14 protein-coding genes are annotated in these 18536 nt (G+C 59.9%); 9 read left to right on the top strand and 5 right to left on the bottom strand.

The features are described 5' to 3' along the window. Window positions 1-19: 19 nt before the first annotated feature. Window positions 20-934 carry an Abi family protein gene (locus tag QEH57_RS08715; RefSeq protein WP_309006332.1) on the bottom strand — a complete coding sequence of 305 codons (915 nt, stop codon included), beginning with the start codon at window positions 932-934 and terminating at the stop codon, window positions 20-22. A 344-nt stretch (window positions 935-1278) separates the two neighbouring features. Between QEH57_RS08715 and QEH57_RS08710 the strand changes: the two genes are divergently transcribed. From QEH57_RS08710 to QEH57_RS08680, 7 genes are all read left to right on the top strand, one after another. Continuing rightward, the gene (locus QEH57_RS08710) at window positions 1279-2586 is read left to right on the top strand and encodes a trehalase family glycosidase (RefSeq protein WP_309006331.1); all 1308 of its coding nucleotides are present in this window, start codon (window positions 1279-1281) and stop codon (window positions 2584-2586) included. 364 nt (window positions 2587-2950) lie between these two features. Then, the gene (locus tag QEH57_RS08705) at window positions 2951-3412 is read left to right on the top strand and encodes a hypothetical protein (protein WP_309006330.1); all 462 of its coding nucleotides are present in this window, start codon (window positions 2951-2953) and stop codon (window positions 3410-3412) included. A gap of 116 nt (window positions 3413-3528) precedes the next feature. Continuing rightward, window positions 3529-4776: a peptidylprolyl isomerase gene (locus QEH57_RS08700; RefSeq protein WP_309006329.1), complete on the top strand. Its 1248-nt coding sequence runs from the start codon at window positions 3529-3531 to the stop codon at window positions 4774-4776. Between the two features lie 371 nt (window positions 4777-5147). After that, window positions 5148-7199: a DUF1800 family protein gene (locus QEH57_RS08695; RefSeq protein WP_309006328.1), complete on the top strand. Its 2052-nt coding sequence runs from the start codon at window positions 5148-5150 to the stop codon at window positions 7197-7199. 21 nt (window positions 7200-7220) lie between these two features. After that, a complete protein-coding gene (locus QEH57_RS08690; RefSeq protein WP_309006327.1) occupies window positions 7221-8645 on the top strand; it encodes a DUF1501 domain-containing protein in 1425 nt (474 codons plus the stop codon). Between the two features lie 31 nt (window positions 8646-8676). Further along, window positions 8677-9435, top strand: coding sequence for a hypothetical protein (locus QEH57_RS08685; RefSeq protein WP_309006326.1), 759 nt, complete (start codon window positions 8677-8679; stop codon window positions 9433-9435). A 199-nt stretch (window positions 9436-9634) separates the two neighbouring features. Beyond that, a complete protein-coding gene (locus QEH57_RS08680) occupies window positions 9635-10402 on the top strand; it encodes a hypothetical protein (protein ID WP_309006325.1) in 768 nt (255 codons plus the stop codon). 9 nt (window positions 10403-10411) lie between these two features. On the opposite strand, the gene QEH57_RS08675 is transcribed toward QEH57_RS08680, so the two are convergent. The 4 genes from QEH57_RS08675 to QEH57_RS08660 form a co-directional block, all read right to left on the bottom strand. Next, window positions 10412-11608, bottom strand: coding sequence for an MFS transporter (locus tag QEH57_RS08675; RefSeq protein ID WP_309006324.1), 1197 nt, complete (start codon window positions 11606-11608; stop codon window positions 10412-10414). 165 nt (window positions 11609-11773) lie between these two features. Continuing rightward, window positions 11774-12289 carry a hypothetical protein gene (locus tag QEH57_RS08670; RefSeq protein WP_309006323.1) on the bottom strand — a complete coding sequence of 172 codons (516 nt, stop codon included), beginning with the start codon at window positions 12287-12289 and terminating at the stop codon, window positions 11774-11776. Between the two features lie 202 nt (window positions 12290-12491). Further along, window positions 12492-13409, bottom strand: a complete 918-nt coding sequence (locus QEH57_RS08665; RefSeq protein WP_309006322.1) for a branched-chain amino acid transaminase — start codon at window positions 13407-13409, stop codon at window positions 12492-12494. A gap of 1294 nt (window positions 13410-14703) precedes the next feature. Then, entirely contained in the window at window positions 14704-16326 is a 1623-nt protein-coding gene (locus QEH57_RS08660) for a sigma-70 family RNA polymerase sigma factor (protein ID WP_309006321.1), read from the bottom strand. Between the two features lie 202 nt (window positions 16327-16528). Here QEH57_RS08660 and QEH57_RS08655 point away from each other — a divergent pair, with 202 nt between their 5' ends. Further along, window positions 16529-17101: a CIA30 family protein gene (locus QEH57_RS08655; protein ID WP_309006320.1), complete on the top strand. Its 573-nt coding sequence runs from the start codon at window positions 16529-16531 to the stop codon at window positions 17099-17101. Window positions 17102-17146: 45 nt separating this feature from the next. Beyond that, window positions 17147-18397, top strand: a complete 1251-nt coding sequence (locus QEH57_RS08650; protein ID WP_309006319.1) for an acyltransferase family protein — start codon at window positions 17147-17149, stop codon at window positions 18395-18397. Window positions 18398-18536 lie beyond the last annotated feature (139 nt).

Genomic DNA, 18536 nt, shown 5'->3' with positions numbered 1-18536 from the left:
TTAAGGTCGTCGGAGGAGCTCATTCCTTCGATTCCCAGAGCGGGTGCTTATACCAATCTGTGGTTAAACCCATTTTCTCTAACGGATTCGAACAACGGGGCAGACTCCCAAGTATCAGCGCTTCGACTCGTCTCTTCCATTTCTTCGCAAACAAACGTTCAGCAGCACAGCGATTTAGCAAAACGATCTGGAGTAGCAAGGAGGAGAAGAGGCGGTCATTCTTCGGCAAAAGCGGACGGCTCCAATTCCTGCCAGCTGGCAGATTGGGCAAGATAGACCACTTCCGATCCCATAAACGAGCGTGATGAGCGCAAATGTTCCTCACGTACACCAGATGGTGAAGACAAGACACGAAGGTAGCAGGCTGCATCCCATATCGATACGAAACCTTCTTGATGTCAGCCTTGTGCATACCGGAAATCATTCTGGAAACAGCGCCGAACGACATCACTTCAGTCGCCACCCAAATCGGCAAATCCGGATATTCTCGGTAGGTCTTCTCAAAGTGACTCACAAATCGTTCCCGAGATCTTCTCGCCTCTAATCTTAGGCCTTCCAACCAAGCTGAATGATCGAACCGTCCGAAGAAGCTCTTCGCATCCGTATGTCCAAAAGGACCGTAGATCTCACCGAAATGGTAGGCAACCGTCGTTCTAACATCGAGTTCGATCACCTCCATCGATTCATAGACCAAATCTCGTAAACTGCGGTCGAATTCGTAAGCCGCCTTAACATGCTCAAAAGTGGTACCCGCTCGGTATTGATGACGCGAAGTCTCGAACGCTAAACCATAACCACTGAAACGATAGTAGTTGAGATGACGCAAAAACAACCGTGCCGCCTTCTCATCGCTTACCTCTAATCCGTTCGATTTCAGCTTCCGGATTTGACCCTCAATTGATAGCCAAGGCTTGTTGTAAACCGAACCGGCCATCTAACGATTGTTACCTTTAGACCGTCTGATTTGGGCAAAAAAAGACGCGCCCTTGATGTGCATCCTCCTTACGGACGAGAGGCACGGCGCGTGTGTTGTCGAATAGCGTCCGCTAGTCGGAGCAAATGACAAGCCTATTCGGTCGACTCGAAATTGCGAAAAATACATTTGGAACAAGAGGAGGAAAACCAAACTCAAGAATATCCCGCACCAAAAGCCAACAGGATTCGCCCCGCCCATCGCCCAAAATTGAGCTCTCGCCCATCCGGCGCAAACCCTGCTCTCCGACCGCACCGCCGGCGCCAAAACCCTCTCACCTTCCAACGCGCCGCGGACGCCAAAGCATGAGCAAGCTCCCGACAGACGAACCACCCGCCGCCAAGAAAATCGACCTCGACAAACGAGCCATCGAAATCCTCCGCGAGAACTCCTGGGGCGACTACACCCTCCCCACCAAAGGCCTCTATCCCTACCAGTGGAACTGGGACTCCATGTTCGTCGCCCTCGGCTTCTCCGAGATCGACCTCGACCGAGCCTGGACCGAAGTCGAATCCCTCTTCCAAGGACAATGGAAAAACGGCATGGCCGCCCACATCGTCTTCCGTCGCGACTCCCCCTCCTACTTTCCCGGGCCCAAGATCTGGGGCGGCACCCACGAAGTCGCCACCTCCGGCTGCTCCCAGCCCCCCGTCGCCGCCACCATCGTGCGCGACCTCTACGAAAAAGACCCGCAGATGGGCGAAGAACGCCTGCGCAAGCTCTTCCCTCGACTCATGCGCTGGCACCGCTGGTTCCATACCATGCGCGTCATCTCCGGCGGAGCCGCCATCGCCGTCACCCACCCTTGGGAATCCGGCCGCGACAACTCCCCCGACTGGGACGAAGCCCTGCAAAACGTCGACCCCACCGGCGTCACCCCCTACCAACGCAAGGACCTCGGCCACGTCGACGCCGAGATGCGCCCCACCGACGCCCAGTACGACCGCTACATCAAGCTCGTAGAGTACGGCCGCAACTGCGGCTGGGACCACTCCCAAATCACCCGCGAAGGCCCCTTCGCCGTAGCCGACCCCGGCATCACCTTCATCCTCGCCCGGGCCGACCGCGACCTCCGCGCCCTCGCCCGCTACCTCGGCGCCCGCGACTCCGCCCGCGAGATCGACAAATGGCTGCGCCGCAGCCAGCTCGCCGCCGACTACCTCTGGAACGACCAGATCGACGCCTACGCCGCCCGCGACCTGCGCACCGGCCGCTTCTCCGACGGAGTTTCCTCCGTCGCCTTCCTTTCCTACTACGCTGGCATCACCCGGCCTCGCCGCGACGCCAAGCTGCAGAAAACCTTAACCCGCATCCTAGACTCCGCGCCCTACAGCCTGCCAAGCTTCGACCCGCAACACCCCAAGTTCGACTCCCGCCGCTACTGGCGCGGACCCACTTGGGCCATCGTCAACTACCTCGTAGCCCGCGGGCTCGAGGAATACGGCTTCGCCGAAAAAGCCCAACGCATCCGCCTCGATACCCGAAAGGTCATCCAAAACAACGGCTTCTACGAGTACTTCGATCCCATCACCGGAGCCGGCTCCGGCGGGAACCACTTCACCTGGACCGCCGCCATCTGGCTGGCATGGGCATCGCCCATGACCGACAACTGACGCCCAAAAAGCGCCGTCGCCGTCCCACCCCAATTCCCTTCGCAAACGACGCGAAAAGACCGCAGGCGAATTCAAGGCCCCCTCGGCTTCGTTGAACCCTCTGAATCCACACAAAAGCCGTTCTCGCTCCAAGGGACCGATCCAAGGTTCAGCCTATCCGATCCTCCCTAGGGGACTCTCCTCGGAGACGCCCCGCCCGCGCAGGGACTCTCCCTAAGCCGCCGCAGCGAAACTCCCGAGACGCCTGTAAAGCAAACGCCAAAGACCGAGCAAACGCCCGTCAAAGCAACCAAACCGCCTGCAAAATCCGATCTATTGACTAACTTCGTTAGCAAGCGAACCAACCCGTAAAACCCATCTCCCCATGGTACAAATTTCCACATCCTACCGCAAAGCGCAGTCCATCGTCGACCCAGAGTTCCTGCCGCAAGCCCACGAACGACAGCTCCTCGAGCAGCTCTGGCACTCCGGCCGCCTCCAGCGACACCTCGACGCCCTCGAACGCTTCTACCGCGAAAAACGGGAAGAGTTCAAGCAGCTGCTCGACACCACCAGCGACAACGACGAACTCGTCGAAATCGCCCAGTACCTCGTCGTACAAAGCGGCATCGTCGACCGCCTCGCCGAAACCCTCGACCAGATCAAGGAGATCGAATCCGAGATTTGGATACAAGGCGAACTCGGCAACCACGACCGCAACAAGATCGCCGAAGAGTGGACCCTGCGCCACGCCCGCTCCTGGCGCGAGTGGCGCATCAAGGAATACCTCTACGCGGTCGAGCAAATGGAGGACCGCCTCACCGCCTGCCTCCAACAAGCGAGCTAACGCCGCGCCGCCCAAAGAAAATTTCACTTTCCTGAACCCAAAACGGAAAGAAGCTCGTAAAAAGAGCGTCGCCTGACGAAAACCGGCGACCCAAATACGAACTCCCTTTCCATCCCGTGACTTTCAAGAAAGCCCTTTTCGCCGCCCTGCCTTCCATTCTGCTGCTGGCTACTAGCCTGAACGCAGCTCCTACCGAAGACGGGCTCTACGCCGTTTTCGATACCAACAAGGGATCCTTCACCACCGAGCTCTTCTTCGAAAAAGCGCCGCTCTCCAGCGCCAACTTCGTAGGCCTCGCCGAAGGCACGCTCCCGCATTACCAAAACGGATCCGACACCCCCATCTATTCAAAGTTCTACGACGGACTCACCTTCCATCGCATCATTGACGGATTCGTAATCCAGGGCGGCGATCCCAACGGCAACGGCTCAGGAGGCCCCGGATACAGCTGGCCCGACGAAGTCCACCCCGACCTCAAACACCAGGGAGAAGGCATACTCTCCATGGCGAACAGCGGAGCCAACACCAACGGCAGCCAGTTCTTCGTAACGCTCGACACCACCAGCAGCCTAGACGGCATCCACAACGTATTCGGAAAAGTCGTCGAAGGCATCTCCGTCGTCCGATCGATCGGATCCACTCCGACTAACGACAACGACGCTCCCACTAGCCCGATCACCATAAACTCGATCGAGATTCTCCGCATCGGAGCAGCCGCCAACGCCTTCGACCCCACCTTCTACGCCAACCATTTCGACCCCTTCATCCCCCTCTTCGGACAAAGCATCCTGAGCCCCACGCAAGTAGACGCGACCGGCTCCGACACCTTTACCGTGTCCACCGCCTTCGCTCCCCTGACCGAGTTTCGCGTTTTCACCAGCAACGACCTGGAAAACTGGGAGCAGACCCAACTCATCTCGCCCAGCCTCGATCCAGACACCGCAGCTCCCTCCGCCCTGCTCGCGCCGGCCAGCGCCGACGGCCCTAGATTCGCCACCATCGACGTCATCAAGCGCTCGGTTTCCGACATGAGCGGCATCATCGACCAAATAAAGATCGAGAGCCAATACCAAGGAACCGACTACGTCGAAATCATCAAGATCCAGCCTGACCTCGTCGGCACCTACACCATCAACTCCTCTTCGGAGATCCCTGTCTATATCGACTGGATCGAAATCAGCCCCACCCGCACCCAAGTCCAAATCTACTTCTACCAAACAACTGGATCAGCGATCCAACTGTTCCTGGACCGAAGCGCCGGACTTAGCGGAAACGTCTACATTCGCGACCAAAACTCCACCGCTAGCGATTCTCGGGACGACCTCGTCATCGAAGGTACCTTCACTCTCACACCAGCCGACTAAACAGTCGCGCCCACCTTCGCCCCTCCTCCCCCAGCTCACGGAACCTCGCGACAGAGCTCGCAGCGGACTATTTCCCAAAAGGCATTCCGCAGCCCTGCCCCCAAGCTGCGAATACTCCCCAACCCAGGAGCGAGCCACCGCAGCCCTTTCCTTAAGACGCTCTGCATCTGACACTTGCGAACCCGCCCTACGTGGCGCAAATCGTGCAATTTAGCTAAGCGGGCCAGCGTCCCATCGACGCATCCTTGCCCAGCGGCTAGGCGCAAATCCGCAGCAATAATCCGTTGCCGCCGCCTTTTCGCCCTTACACTTTTACCCCAAGGTCTGCCCCAGCGGCCCCGCCCCCCGTCTCCCCCCAAAAAACGCACAACATGCCCAGAAAGCTCTTTTCCGCAGGAGTCCTTCTACTCCTGGCCGCCCGCGCCGCAGCCTCCTTGCACGCTGCCCAGCCCGACGGCCTCCCCCTCAACCACCCGGACTGGAAAAGCCAAATCCCGGGCGCCCCCGCGATCGACGATCCCGACGGCGACGGAGCCACCTCCTTCTACGAATACGCCCTCGGAGCCGCGCCCGCCGACGCGGTCGACCCCCACAAATCCGGCAACTCCCCCTACCTTTCCACCCAGACCGGCGACGCCCTGCTGCACTTCGACTTCGTCGGACGCCAAGACGTCGTCTACCTCTTCGAGTCCCGCACCGACCTCTCTCCCGACGCCTGGACCACCCTCGCCTGGAAGCTCGGCCCCACCCCTTGGCAAGTCGTCGATCCCCAGGCCAGCCTCACCCAAGACGGCGACTTCCTCCGCTTCCAGCAAAGCTCCGGACGCGCCAAGCTCTTCCGCCTCCGCGTCGAAACCCAACCCACCTTGCTCAACGAAGCCCAAGCCGTGCGCTTCCTCCGCCAAGCCACTTTCGGCCCCGCCCCCGCCGAAATCGACGAACTCCTGAACCTCAAGCTCGACTTCGAAAACTGGATCGACGCCCAAATCGCCCTGCCCGTCACCACCTTGACCGATACCGCCGCCGACATCCCCGGGCTCGCCGGCTTTCCCCGCAGCTTCCCCTTGGGCAACCGCCACGCCAAAGGCGCCGCCTGGTTCGAAGCCGCACTCAACGCCCCCGACCAGCTCCGCCAACGCATGGCCTGGGCCCTCGCCCAAATCATCGTGCTCGGCGAGATCGGTTCCGCCAACAACGGCAACCTCGACGAATGGCTCCACTACTACGACCTCTACCTCCACAACGCCCTCGGCAACTACCGCGACCTCCTGCAAGACGTCACCCGCTCGCCCAAGATGGGACGCTACCTCACCTACCTCAACAACCAGAAAGAGCGCGGCACCCGCAAGCCCGACGAAAACTACGCCCGCGAAGTCATGCAGCTCTTCACCATCGGACTCTGGGAACTCAACCGCGACGGCAGCCTCAAGCTCGACGACGACGGAGAGCCCATCCCCACCTACGACAACGAAGACATCACCGAGATGGCCCGCGTCTTCACGGGATTCGTGCTCGCCCCCGACGATCCCAACTACGAGGACACCGACCAAAACTGGATCGACCCCATGCGGGCCAACGAAAACCGCCACGACCGCGGCGAGAAGGTCCTGCTCGAAGGCACCGTCCTCCCCGCCGGGCAGGACACCCTCACCGACGTCACCCAAGCCCTCGACGCCCTCTTCCAACACCCCAACACCGCCCCCTTCGTCTCCCTCCGCCTCATCCAACGCCTCACCTGCTCCAACCCCTCGCCCCAATATCTCGACCGCGTGGCAGCCGTCTTCGAAGACGACGGCTCCGGCGCCCGCGGCAACCTAGCCGCCGTCGCCAAAGCCATCCTGCTCGACCCCGAAGCCCGCAGCGGCGCCTTCCTCGTCGACCCCACCCGCGGAAAGCTGCGCGAGCCGCTCAACCGCTTCCTGCAAGTCTCCCGCGCCCTCGGACTCGAAAGCTCCCGCGCCGACAAGGTCCTCTACCTCGCCGACCTGCAAAACCAGCTCGGACAATACCCCTTCCGCTCCCCCACCGTATTCAACTTCTACGAGCCCGACTTCGCCCCCGCCGGAGAACTCCGAGACCAAGACCTCACCGCCCCCGAATTCCAGATCCTCGACGACTCCACCGGCATCCTCTCCTTCGGCGTCATGCAGCGCCTCGTCACCAAAGGGCTCGCCCAACCCTTCCTAAGCGGCAACGCCTCCCATGGCCGCCTCGACCTAAGCTACGAACAAAGCCTGGCCAGCGACGCCGCAGCCCTCGTCGACCACCTCAATCTCCTGCTCGCCAACAACGCCCTCACCGAAACCGAAAAGACCGCCATCGTCACCGCCGTGGAAGGCCTCGATCCCAGCCAAGCCCAGCAACGCGTCGAGCGCGCCCTCGTCCTCCTCTGCATCGCCCCCAGCTTCAACGTCCTCCAATAAGCCCGCCCCCCTTTTTTTCACATGAGCCAAAAAAACAAACGCCTCATCTCCCGCCGCCGCTTCCTCGGCGAAGCCCCCTGCGCCGCCGTTGGCTCCACCGCCCTCTTCTCCAGCCTGCTCTCCCTCAAGCTCACCAGCGCCGCCGCAGCCGCCAACGCTCCCAGCGCCTCCGCCGACGACGACTACAAAGCCCTCGTCTGCATCTTCCTCGCCGGCGGAAACGACTCCTTCAACATGCTCGTCCCCCGCGACAACGAAGCCTACAACGTCTACGCCACCACCCGAGAAAACCTCGCCGTGCCCAAGGACGACTCCGACCCGCAGTTCAACATCCTGCCCATCACCACCACCGGCCAAGCGTATTCAGAATTCGGAGTCCACCCCAAGCTCAACCGCTTCCAAACTCTCTACAACGAGCAAAAGCTAGCCTTCGTCGCCAACGTCGGCACCCTCATCCAACCCATCACCAAGGCCGACTACCAAGCCCGTCGCTACCTCCCCAAAGGGCTCTTCTCACACTCCGACCAACAAGCCCACTGGCAAACCTGCCTCCCCCAAGTCCGCGGCAGCCGCCCCGGCGGCTGGGGCGGACGCGCCTCCGAGCTGCTGGCCTCCCTCAACGCCGAATCCCAGATCTCCATGAACATCTCGGTCAGCGGACTCAACATCTTCCAGACCAGCGACGAGGCCTTTTCCTTCGTCGCCAACAACGACGGCGGAGCCGACATGATCGCCTACAGCGACCCCCTCGAGCGGGCCGCCGTCGACAGCATGCTCACCGAAAACTACAAAAACCTCTTCCAGAAAAACTTCGGCCGCAACAGCAAGCGCTTCATCGAATCCTCCATCGCCTTCAACGACGCCTTCGACACCACCACCCTCGACCAAGGCTTCCCCAACACCAACTTCGGCAACAACCTAAAAACCGTCGCCCGCACCATCGCCGCCCACGACAAGCTCAAGATGAAGCGGCAAACCTTCTTCGTGCGCCTCGGCGGCTGGGACCACCACACCACCCTGCTCGACAGCCAAAACAACATGTACCCGGACGTATCCGAAAGCCTCTACGCCTTCCAAAAGGCCCTCGAGGAAATCGGCCTGCAAGAAAACGTGCTCACCTTCTCCGTCTCCGACTTCGGACGTACCCTCACCTCCAACGACGCCGGCTCCGACCACGGCTGGGGCGGCAACGCCTTCGTCATGGGCGGCCCCGTGCAAGGGGGAAAGATCTACGGCACCTATCCCGATCTCCATGTCGGATCCGACCTCGACACCGGACGCGGTCGCCAAATTCCAACTACATCCGTCGACCAATATTGCTCCGAGATCGCCAAATGGTTCGGCGTATCCAACGGCGACCTCGAAACCGTCTTCCCCAACATCCAAAACTTTTACGATCCCTACTCCCTCACCCCGCCCATCGGCTTCCTCAAGTCAGTAGTATAAGCCCGCCAGAAAGCTTCCCAAAAACAAACGCATGCTCGCCCGCATAAACATCAAGCTGCGACTCTCCCTCGCTGTACTCGTTTTTCTACTACAACGAGCGCCCAATCTCCCCGCTGGCCTGCTTTCGCGCCTCTCGCTGCCCAGCATCCAAATCGTCCAAAAGGCCTTCATCGCCGCAGCCTCCCTCGCCGCTCCCCACGCCGTATCCGGAGCCACCACCTCCAAGTACAACGTCAACGACGCTTCCTACACCGTCGCCAACAAAAGCATCCTGCACATCGAGCCCGCCCAAGTCGGCCTCAAAACCAAGATCGACATCTCCAACACCATCACCGCCGCCTCCTGGACCATCGAAGGCGAGATGCCGCCCGGCCTCGTCGCCACCGACATATTCGACGAAGTCCAGCTCGTCGACGGCGTCATCAACACCCCCTTTCCCGTCATCAAAGGCACGCCCACCGCCCCCGGTCCCTACGGACTCATCCTCAAGCCCTGGAGCTTGAAAGACGGGCAAGGCAACACCGCCCCCCAACTCCTTGGCCTCGCCTTCGACATCGCTCCCGAAGATCCCGCCCCATCCACGCCGCCCCGACTAGGCTACCAACGCCAAGCAGACACCATCACCCTCTACTGGACCACCGACGAAGCAGCATCCTACCAGCTCACTCGCTCCACCGACCTCGCGCTCTGGGACCCCGTCACCCTCACCCCCGTCCAAAACGGCGATCAATCCAGTATCCAAATTCCCCTCACGCAATTCGAATTCTACCGCTTCGCTCCCGCCCCTTAAGGCACCAAGCTCGCGAAGGCATCGCGGCCGCCACCTCCCTCCCCTAGTCACTCTCCCGCTCGCCGAGCGTACCGCCCCCTCAGGGAACGCGTAACCAATTCGCCCCAACTTGCGTTTCCCTCCCCCTCCGACTAGGCGAAACTGCCTCCTCCATTACAAGCAACGGACAATACGGCGTTATCCATACCGCCTATTGCCCGTGAAATACTATCTGCTTCCCAAACTCCTCTCCGCCCGCCTGCACCTCTCCCTCGCGCTGCTCCTGCTCGTCCTGCAGCGCAGCCCCGCCCTCAAGCTGCTGCTCCACGCCAAGCACCTGCAAGCCAGCGCCCCCGTGGCCCGCATCCTCCAATCCTTCGCCCTGCCCGCCGCCGCCCTCGCCACTCCGCACGCCCTATCCGGAGCCAGCACCTCCAGCTACACCGTCGAGTACATCAACACCCCGGAAGTCAAAGTCGGCGTCACTGCCGTCATCAGCTTTTCCAATTCCATCACCCCCCAGTCCTGGACCCTCGCCGGCGAACTCCCGCCCGGCTTGCGCGTCACCGACCTGCGCCAACGCAAAGACCTCGTCGACGGCGTCATCGCCACTGGCCTCGGCCTCCTCGTCGGCACCCCAACACAAGCCGGCACCTACGACTTCGTCCTCACCCCCTGGTCCAACCCCGACGGTACCGGCGAAACCGCGCCCGAGCCAGACCCCGGAGCCCTGCGCCTCAGCATCACCGTGCTACCGGACGATACCGCTCCCTCCGCCGCCCCCGAAATCACTTTCACCACCCACCCCGGGTCCATCGATCTCAGCTGGCAAGCCGACGCGGCCCTGGGCTTCACCCTAGCAGAATCCAGCGACCTCCAAGCCTGGACTCCCGTAGCCACCTTGCCCCAGGTCACGCAAAACGTAGCCAGTATCAGCTTTCCCATTACAGGCGGCAATCCAACGTTCTACCGCCTCCAAGCCGAGTAACAAAAGCGCTCACCCGTCCGCCGCGACCGGAGCCCACCTCCGCTCCCAAAGCAAGAGCCCCACCATCACGCTCAAGTAAGCCGGCACGATCCAAAAGCTCGCGCGCAAGCCCACCCAGTCGCCGATCAACCCCATCGTCCATGACACCGAGGCAAAGCCCACGATTCCGCCACACGAAAGCAGGATAAAGGCGCTGGTCGCGTCGCAGGCCATGCGATCCACCGCGTACGATTGCAAGGTCGGCCAGAAGCAAGCCATCGCCAAACCGGCCACGAAGAGGTTCACGTAAAGCGGCGCCAAGGCGTCCGTAAGCGGAAACACGATCCCCACCGCCAGTCCCGCCACGGCCGAGCCCAGCAAAAGATGCCACAAGCGACTCTGCGGAACCAGCCAGCCCCATAGCAAGCGAGCCACGATCATGCCCGCCGCGAAAAGCGCCACGCCCACTCCCGCCGCCCGCGGTCCCGCCCCGTGCTCCAGCTGCAGCAAGCTCGCGCTCCAGTAGGTGAAGGCTCCTTCCGCCGCTCCGCCCAGAAACATCAAAGCGGTGAACAACCAAAATCGCCGCAGTCCCAGGATTCGCCGCTTGTGGGCAAGCACCGTCGCCAGCTCGCTCTCCCTCCCGACAGCTCCCCCCGCTCCCTTCAACGCCAGAAACAAGGCCCCCGACAGCAGGCTAAAACAGCCCAAAGCCATCATCACCGACCGCCACGACACCAGCTGGGTCAAAGCCTCCCCCGTTCCCAGCATCGTCAACAAAACCCCGATCGACCAAAACGCATTGATCAAGTTCAGGTAGCGCCCCGAGTCCTCCGGATGCAGCTCCTGCACCAAGGGATTGATCAAAGCCTCGATCACGCCACCCCCGAAGCCCAACAAGGCAACCGCCAAAAACAAGGCCCCGTACGAGGGAGCGAAGCTGTATAAAAACATTCCCGCCCCCATCACCAGGCACGCTAAGCCGATCGACCGAGCCTTCCCGAAGCGAGCCGCCACAAAACCGCTAAAAAGCAAAGTACCCAAAACGAGGATACCCTTCGTCATCTCCAAGCCGCCGGCCTGCGAAAACGACAAGCCCAAGTCCCGCGTGATCGCCACCAAGCAAATTGGAATCGCCGTCACGCACGACGCGTAGGCCAGGAAGCCCACCATCGCCGCCCCATCCAACGGACCAAACGACAGCCGCCTCGATTCATTCGCACCCATGCTCATTTCCCAGCAAGGTGCCACCCCAAGCCAACAAGGCAATCGAGAAGCTTCCCTTCCAGAAGAACCCGTCTCCCACGCCAAAAGGGCAACGCTTCGCCCAAAAAAAAGGGAAAACGGATACACCGTTTTCCCCGAGCAAAGTCACATCAGCGACGCGATCGCTTAGTCGCCACCGCCACCACCGTCGCCACCACCGCCGCCGTCACCGCCGCCGAAGCCGCCGCCCGAACTTGCCGGAGGAGGATTCAAGGCCGCCATATCGTTTTCGTTGATGCGGGCCAAGGCCTTCATCTGCTTCTCGTCGAGCTTGTCCGACAGTTCCTTCTCCAACTTCTTGTACCAGGAACGCAGATCCCTACGCGCCACCTTCTTGGCTTCTGGATCCGCGGCTCTCCGCAAACTTCCCGCCAGCGGAACCCGCTTCACGTAATACTGCGTCAAGATAGGGCGTATCGTCTGCTTCTGCTCCTCGCTCAGCTTCAATTTCTTCTCAGCCGTCGCAACTTGCTTCTCGATCGACTTGATCAAATTCGCCTTTCGCTTCTCCAACTCCTTCGCTTTCTTCGCATCGAGCGGAGCGGATGCCGGTGGCGTTTCCCCTGGAGCGCTTTGAGCTAAAAGGGAGGACCCGCCGCTCGCCAAAACCAAGGCGGCGGCAATCAACATTAGACTTTTCATTGAGGTAATAAACAACTCGTAGCACGCCCTCCCAAGCACCGTGCTTGATCGGAACGCCGAGGCCGCCCATTGTGCAGGGTCGCGACAAATTATCAAGCGAGATTTTCGCCCGCCCGAAAGCCTCAAAACGCCTCCTTCGCCCGAGAAAACCGAGGGCTCGCGCCCCCTCCCTCCGCGCCTCGCGAACGCTAGGCCACCGGCCCTACTCAACCTTTTCCAGCCACCCGCGCGTGTCTTCCGTCGAACCGTCGAAAAGGCCAAAAAACGCCTTTTGTAGTTGTTCCGTCACGACACCTCGCTTGCCGCTTCCGACCGTCAATCCATCCACCGAACGAATAGCCGCGATCTCGGTCGCCGTACCGGTCATGAAAACCTCGTCCGCCACGTAGAGCAGCTCTCGCGGCAAACTCTCCTCTCGCACCTCGTAGCCGAGCCGCTGAGCTAGATCGATCGTAATGCTGCGGGTGATACCCGGCAAAATCGCGGCCGTGATGGGAGGCGTGAGCAGCACCCCGTCGCGAACCACGAAGATGTTCTCCCCTGCCCCTTCGCTCAAATGCCCCGACGCGTCCAGACCGATCCCTTCCGTGTATCCATGGCGATGCGCCTCCATGGTAATCAATTGCGACGAAAGGTAATTCCCGCCCGCCTTGGCCATGGTCGGCAACGTATTCGGAGCCACCCGAGTCCAGCTCGACACCCCCACATCGACGCCATTCTCCAAAGCGTCCTCGCCGAGATACGCTCCCCACGGAAAGGCCGCCACCGTCACCTCCACCGGATCCGCATTCCCGTAAACCGTGATCGGTCCGTATCCACGAAACGCCAAGGGACGCACGTAAGCCGAAGTCAACTTGTTGGCCCGAATCACCTCGTGGCAAATCCGTCTCAGCTCCGCCACCTCGAAAGGCATAGTCATCCGATAGATCCGAGCCGAATCGTAAAAGCGCTTCAAATGCCGCTCCAGGCACAAGAACGCGGGGCCCTCCGCCGTATCATAAACGCGGATACCTTCGAAAACCGAGGACCCATAGTGCAAGGCGTGCGTCATCACGTGCACCGTCGCATCCTTCCAAGCTATGAGCTTCCCGCCGTGCCAAATAAATTCCGTCTCTTCCATGGCAGATACCTCGCTCCTGGGCCCGCAGAAGTCAAACCCGCCGCTTCTCCTCTAGCGCCCAAGCTTACTAACCCAACAAAACCTTGTGTGCCCCATTTCCCCATCGTCCCCTGGAATTTGGGCAAAGAAAAAACCCGCCTGAGCTAAGCTCAGCGCGGGTCTCTTTGATAGCAGGAGTACCCCTACTCCTTTGATGCTATCTAGTATGTTTATACCCCAAAAAAAAATTCTGTAACGAAGCTCGGCTTCGTATCGATTGTGCCTCTCGGTTGGTCGATGTAAGAACTATACGGGATTCTTGCCATAATGTGAAATACTTAGAACCACTAGCAACCATAGTAAAAACCTATAGCAACCCCGATCGTCTCGTAACCTGCTGCAAGCGAGCGTCTTGAGTTTCGCACTAGAAGTGTATCCCTCCTTCATGAGGGTCACCTTTTTACAATTAAAAAAGCGCAGCGGGCATGCGAGCCTCACGCCCGTAGGACCTACCGCCTCCCCATGGCTGCCTTTTTCCAAGCGAAATTCGCCATCTCCAGACACGAAAAAACCCGCCTGAGCTAAGCTCAGCGCGGGTCTCTTTGACAGCAGGAGTACCCCTACTCCTATAACGCTGTCGTGTATGTATATACCCCAAAAAAACTGTAACGAAGCTTGGCTTCGTATCGTCCTGACCTCTCGGTTGGTCGATGGGTGAACTATACGATATTCCTGCCATAATGGGAAATACTTCGTTCCACTACCAACCATAGGACACACCTATACCTTTCGATCGATGGACTTAAGCTCCTATCCAAAAGCCACTTAAACATCGTCCACGGAAAGAAAATACGCCGAATACGCTTCCGAAAAATCGAATTCCCCCTCTTTTGCCGCAATTCTCGCCAGCAGCGGACCGCCCTCTCGCCGTCCCAAACCGAAAACGAACCAGCTTCCCACTCCGGAAGTCGCTCCCGCAAACGGAAGCCCCCTCCTCAACATCCGGACACGAAAAAGCCCGCCAGAGCTAAGCTCTGTGCGGGCCTCTTTGACAGCAGGAGTACCCCTACTCCTATAACGCTGTCGTGTATGTATATACCCCAAAAAAAACTGTTTCGAAGCTTGGCTTCGTATCGTCCTGACCTCTCGGTTGGTCGATGGATGAACTATACGATATTCCTGCCATAAATGGAAATACTTCATTCCACTAGCAACCATAGGCTACACCTATACCCAACTACATCTCTCGCATCCTCCTCTCAATCGGCAACTTGCGAATCTATAGACGAAAGCTGCCGACTCGAAAAAAGGCGAGTTAGCCGCTTTTTTTGCCAAATCGCTTCCGGACCGCTTTCGCGTAAAACGTCACCGGCACCAGCACCAGGACGGCGATCAGGCCCAAAACGCCCACGTAGCTCGCTTCCAACGCTCCGAGGCGAGCCAGCTCCGCCGCCGCCTCGGTGTTCGCTTTCGCAGCGAAAGCCACCTTCCCGATGGCAGCATCGCGAGCCACCGCGAACCCACCCGAGATGGCCGTATCCCCTCCTAGCGAAGACAGCGCCGAAAAGGTGTTCCAACCGACAGCCGACGAGCCGAAAGCCACCACGCCCCAGGCGATCATCCCAATTCCCAAAACTCCGAACCCGATCGTGCCCACGCTCAGCAATCCGACCGAAACGATCCCCACGCACACTGGAGCGACCACGAATCCGCCCCAGGCAAAGAGCAGCCCGTAGGCCTGCTCGCCCGCGGCGATCCATCCAAAGACCGGCTTGTCGCCCTCTTCCGCCGCTGCGAAACGCACATGCACCAAGGGCACCCCGAACAGCTTCCAGCGACTCTTGAATTCTCGTCCTTTTGCCGTCTTCGCATCCCTCTCGTCCAGGAAACACTCAGGATGGGCCAGGCGTTCCTCCTCACGCAATTGCCGCGAGTATTTGAACATTCGATACGTCATGCCACAACAGGCCAGCGTCGCACCCACTGTGAGCAATTGCATGCCAGCTGCGTAGTATCCAGAGCTCTCATACGATTGGCTTGCCAACCAAAGCAACAGGTAGCCTCCGCCTACGTAGGCAGCGGCAACTGCCAGAAAGCCCACCACCGTGCGGATCACATTCAGCCTCTCCCGCTCCGTTCGCGATTGATCCAAGCTCGCCCTCAAAGCAAACACGCTACTGATCAAACCGGAAAACGTTCCCACAAAAGCGATCACGCTCGACCACTTTGCCAAAGATCCCAGCTTCGCAGCAACCGCAGCCCCGGTCGCCGCCTTGGCGGGAGGCGCCAGAGCTGGCAAAGCCGCCAGTACTCCCAAAGTGAATACACGTCCCGGCGTGCTGCGTACCAGCGAATCCTCCACGAAGCTCATCATCCGCTCCTGCAACATCTTGCGGCCTCGCGAAAGGCGCTGCTTCACCGCATCCTCCGACAAGTCCAGCTCGTAGGCCACGTGCTCGATCGACTGATGCTCTCTATAATAGAGGACCAAGGGCTCGCGGTACGTTTCCGGCACCCGCTCCAAAGCTTTCCACAAAAGCGCCTGTTCCTCCGCTCGCATCGCCGACTCGTCCACTCCTTCTCCCTCCGCTTCCATATTGACCAACTCCTCGCTGCCCTCCGCCTCAAACACTGGCTGCCGCGCGTCCTTGCGACGGCGATGGCTAATCTTGAATCGCAAGATTCCGCACAACCACGACTTCAGCTTCTCCGGCTCCCGCAGGCTGCCCAGCTTCTTCCACGCTTCTACGAACGCTTCCTGGGCCACCTCCTCGCTAGCGCTTAAGCTGCCGAGCGACGAGTACGCCACCGAGCACAACATGCGCTGGTAGCGCGTTACGATCTTTCCAAATGCCTGACGGTCGCCGCCGAGACACGCAATCACCAGCGACTCGTCGCTGGCGTCTATAAACGCTGGGTTTTCCTTTTCCGTATTCATGGGCTTCTGCAGACAAGTGCCCCGCTCGCCAGCAAAGGTGACAAGAAATCCGAGAAAAAACCAAAAAACGGCGGGCTGCAAAAAGAAGCGAAAAAATCTGTCACCTCTCCCGCCGCCCTCGGCACTTACCCAGCGAACAGCAATCGCTCGCAACAACACCGCCGAGCAAAAACCAATAAATCATCTAAACACAGAAAACCGCATGAAATCGCTCAAAACACTTCTCGCCGCCGCCAGCCTCCTCGCCGCCAACGCCTTCGCCAATCCCGTGCCCGCCACCCTCGACAGCTTCGACGACGCCAAGGCCAACGCCCTCGGACTCGAGCGACTCTTCCTCGACGACAGCTCCGCTGGCGGAAAAACCACAGCACGCTACACCATCGCCAACGGCACGCTCTCCGCCAGCGGCGACATCGCGCCACCCCGAGGCCAACCTGGCTGGGCCAGCGTCATCTTCCTGCTCGACGCCACCGGCCAAGCCCAAAACCTCAGCCACTACCAAGGCATCCGCCTCAAGATCCGCATCCAAAAAGGAAACGTCTCCATTTCCGCCAACAGCGCCGCAGTCAACAATTTCGACTACCACGCCGCCCCCATCGCCCGCAAGGCAGGCAACGACTTCCAGGAAGTCAAAATCCCCTTCTCCTCCCTCAAACGAGCCTGGTCGGAGCAAACCCCACTCGATCCGAAAACCATTGTCAGCCTCAGCCTCGTCGCCTTCGACATGCAACCCACCGCCTTCGCCTTCGAGGTCGAGGAAATCGGATTCTACTGAGCCCGCCAAAGCCAAGCGCATACAACGTATCCAACATCCAGCGACATGAACGCCCACCCCACCTCCGCTCAACGACTCTACCACCTCGACGCCGTAAGAGCCTTCGCTCTCTTGCTCGGCATCGTATTCCACGCCAGCCTATCCTTCACCCCTATGTACATTGGCTGGGCGGTCATGGACATTTCAACCAGCTCCCTCGTCTCCGTCTTCATGCTCGTCAGCCACTCCTTCCGCATGGAGCTTTTCTTCCTGATCGCCGGCTTCTTCAGCCATATGACCTTTCACCAGCGAGGCTTCCGCGCCTTCGCAAAATCTCGGCTGACCCGCATCGCCCTCCCCTTCGTCATCGGATGGTTCATCCTGCGCCCCCTCTTGGTAAGCGGTTGGGTCATGGGCATGGCCAGCCTCAGGGGGGAGGTGAACATACTCGAAGGACTCCAAACCGGAATCCAATCCTTGAATACGCTCCCTGCAGGAATCCTAGTCGGCACCCATCTCTGGTTCCTCTACGACATCCTCCTCGTCACCGCCGCAACCCTCGCCCTTCGCAGCCTCCTCAAGCAAGCTCCCCAACTTCACGCCACCGCAGCCACCGCCGCCGACCGAGCCTGCAACTGGCTCGCCCACTCCAAACTTACGCTCCCCCTTCTCTCCGCAATCGTAGCAAGCGGGCTTTGGTTCATGAGTCATTGGGGAATGGATACGCCCGATAAATCGCTCGTTCCCCACCTTCCCACCTTCTTTGTCTACGGAGGCTTCTTCGGCTTCGGCTGGATCCTGCACCGCCAGGCCTCCCTGCTCGACACCCTCAGCCGCTTCAGCTGGACCCGACTCCTCAACAGCGCCGGAGCCATCGCCGCCATCACCGCCCTCTCAAAATTCGAAAGCGACTACACCCACGAGAACTACACCCTCCTGCGAGCCGGCTTCGCCTTCGCCTACGCCTACACCATGCTATGCCTGGTTTTCCTCACCATCGGACTTTTCAAGAAATGCTGCAACCGTCCCAACCGCTTCATTCGCTACGTCGCCGACTCCTCCTACTGGCTCTACCTCGTCCATCTCCCCGTAGTCGTATGGCTCCAAGTCGCCTTCGCCGAACTCCCCTTCCACTGGTCCCTAAAGCTCGGCGCCATCTTCCTCATCACCGTCGCAACATCCCTGCTCGTCTACGACCTGCTCGTTCGTCCCACCCTCGCGGGCAAGATCCTCAACGGCAGTCGCAAGCAATCCTGCCTCCTCGCCCCCTTCCGCAAGGCCCCCCACAAGCCCACCGCCGCCCAAAGCGCCACCTAAACCGACCTCCCCGCGCGGGCCGCCAACCGTTCCCGCCCTCCAAGCACAACAAAGCCCGCGCCGAGCTAAGCTCAACGCGGGCTTTTTTCGATAGCGGGACTACCCCTAATCCCTATCTGCTATCTATTTTGTATGTTAC

Origin of the sequence: Pelagicoccus sp. SDUM812005 (genome assembly GCF_031127875.1) — a bacterium.
Classification (GTDB): Bacteria; Verrucomicrobiota; Verrucomicrobiia; order Opitutales; family Opitutaceae; genus Pelagicoccus.
The sequence above is the reverse complement of the archived record's forward strand: the minus strand, read 5'-3'. Positions and strand labels throughout refer to the sequence as shown.

Excerpts from the sequence above, each read along its gene's own strand:
- QEH57_RS08715 (WP_309006332.1), bottom strand. The coding sequence starts at position 934 with ATGGCCGGTTCGGTTTACAACAAGCCTTGGCTATCAATTGAGGGTCAA.
- QEH57_RS08695 (WP_309006328.1), top strand. The coding sequence starts at position 5,148 with ATGCCCAGAAAGCTCTTTTCCGCAGGAGTCCTTCTACTCCTGGCCGCC.
- QEH57_RS08665 (WP_309006322.1), bottom strand. The coding sequence starts at position 13,409 with ATGGAAGAGACGGAATTTATTTGGCACGGCGGGAAGCTCATAGCTTGG.
- QEH57_RS08710 (WP_309006331.1), top strand. The coding sequence starts at position 1,279 with ATGAGCAAGCTCCCGACAGACGAACCACCCGCCGCCAAGAAAATCGAC.
- QEH57_RS08660 (WP_309006321.1), bottom strand. The coding sequence starts at position 16,326 with ATGAATACGGAAAAGGAAAACCCAGCGTTTATAGACGCCAGCGACGAG.
- QEH57_RS08690 (WP_309006327.1), top strand. The coding sequence starts at position 7,221 with ATGAGCCAAAAAAACAAACGCCTCATCTCCCGCCGCCGCTTCCTCGGC.
- QEH57_RS08685 (WP_309006326.1), top strand. The coding sequence starts at position 8,677 with ATGCTCGCCCGCATAAACATCAAGCTGCGACTCTCCCTCGCTGTACTC.
- QEH57_RS08655 (WP_309006320.1), top strand. The coding sequence starts at position 16,529 with ATGAAATCGCTCAAAACACTTCTCGCCGCCGCCAGCCTCCTCGCCGCC.
- QEH57_RS08675 (WP_309006324.1), bottom strand. The coding sequence starts at position 11,608 with ATGGGTGCGAATGAATCGAGGCGGCTGTCGTTTGGTCCGTTGGATGGG.
- QEH57_RS08705 (WP_309006330.1), top strand. The coding sequence starts at position 2,951 with ATGGTACAAATTTCCACATCCTACCGCAAAGCGCAGTCCATCGTCGAC.
- QEH57_RS08670 (WP_309006323.1), bottom strand. The coding sequence starts at position 12,289 with ATGAAAAGTCTAATGTTGATTGCCGCCGCCTTGGTTTTGGCGAGCGGC.
- QEH57_RS08650 (WP_309006319.1), top strand. The coding sequence starts at position 17,147 with ATGAACGCCCACCCCACCTCCGCTCAACGACTCTACCACCTCGACGCC.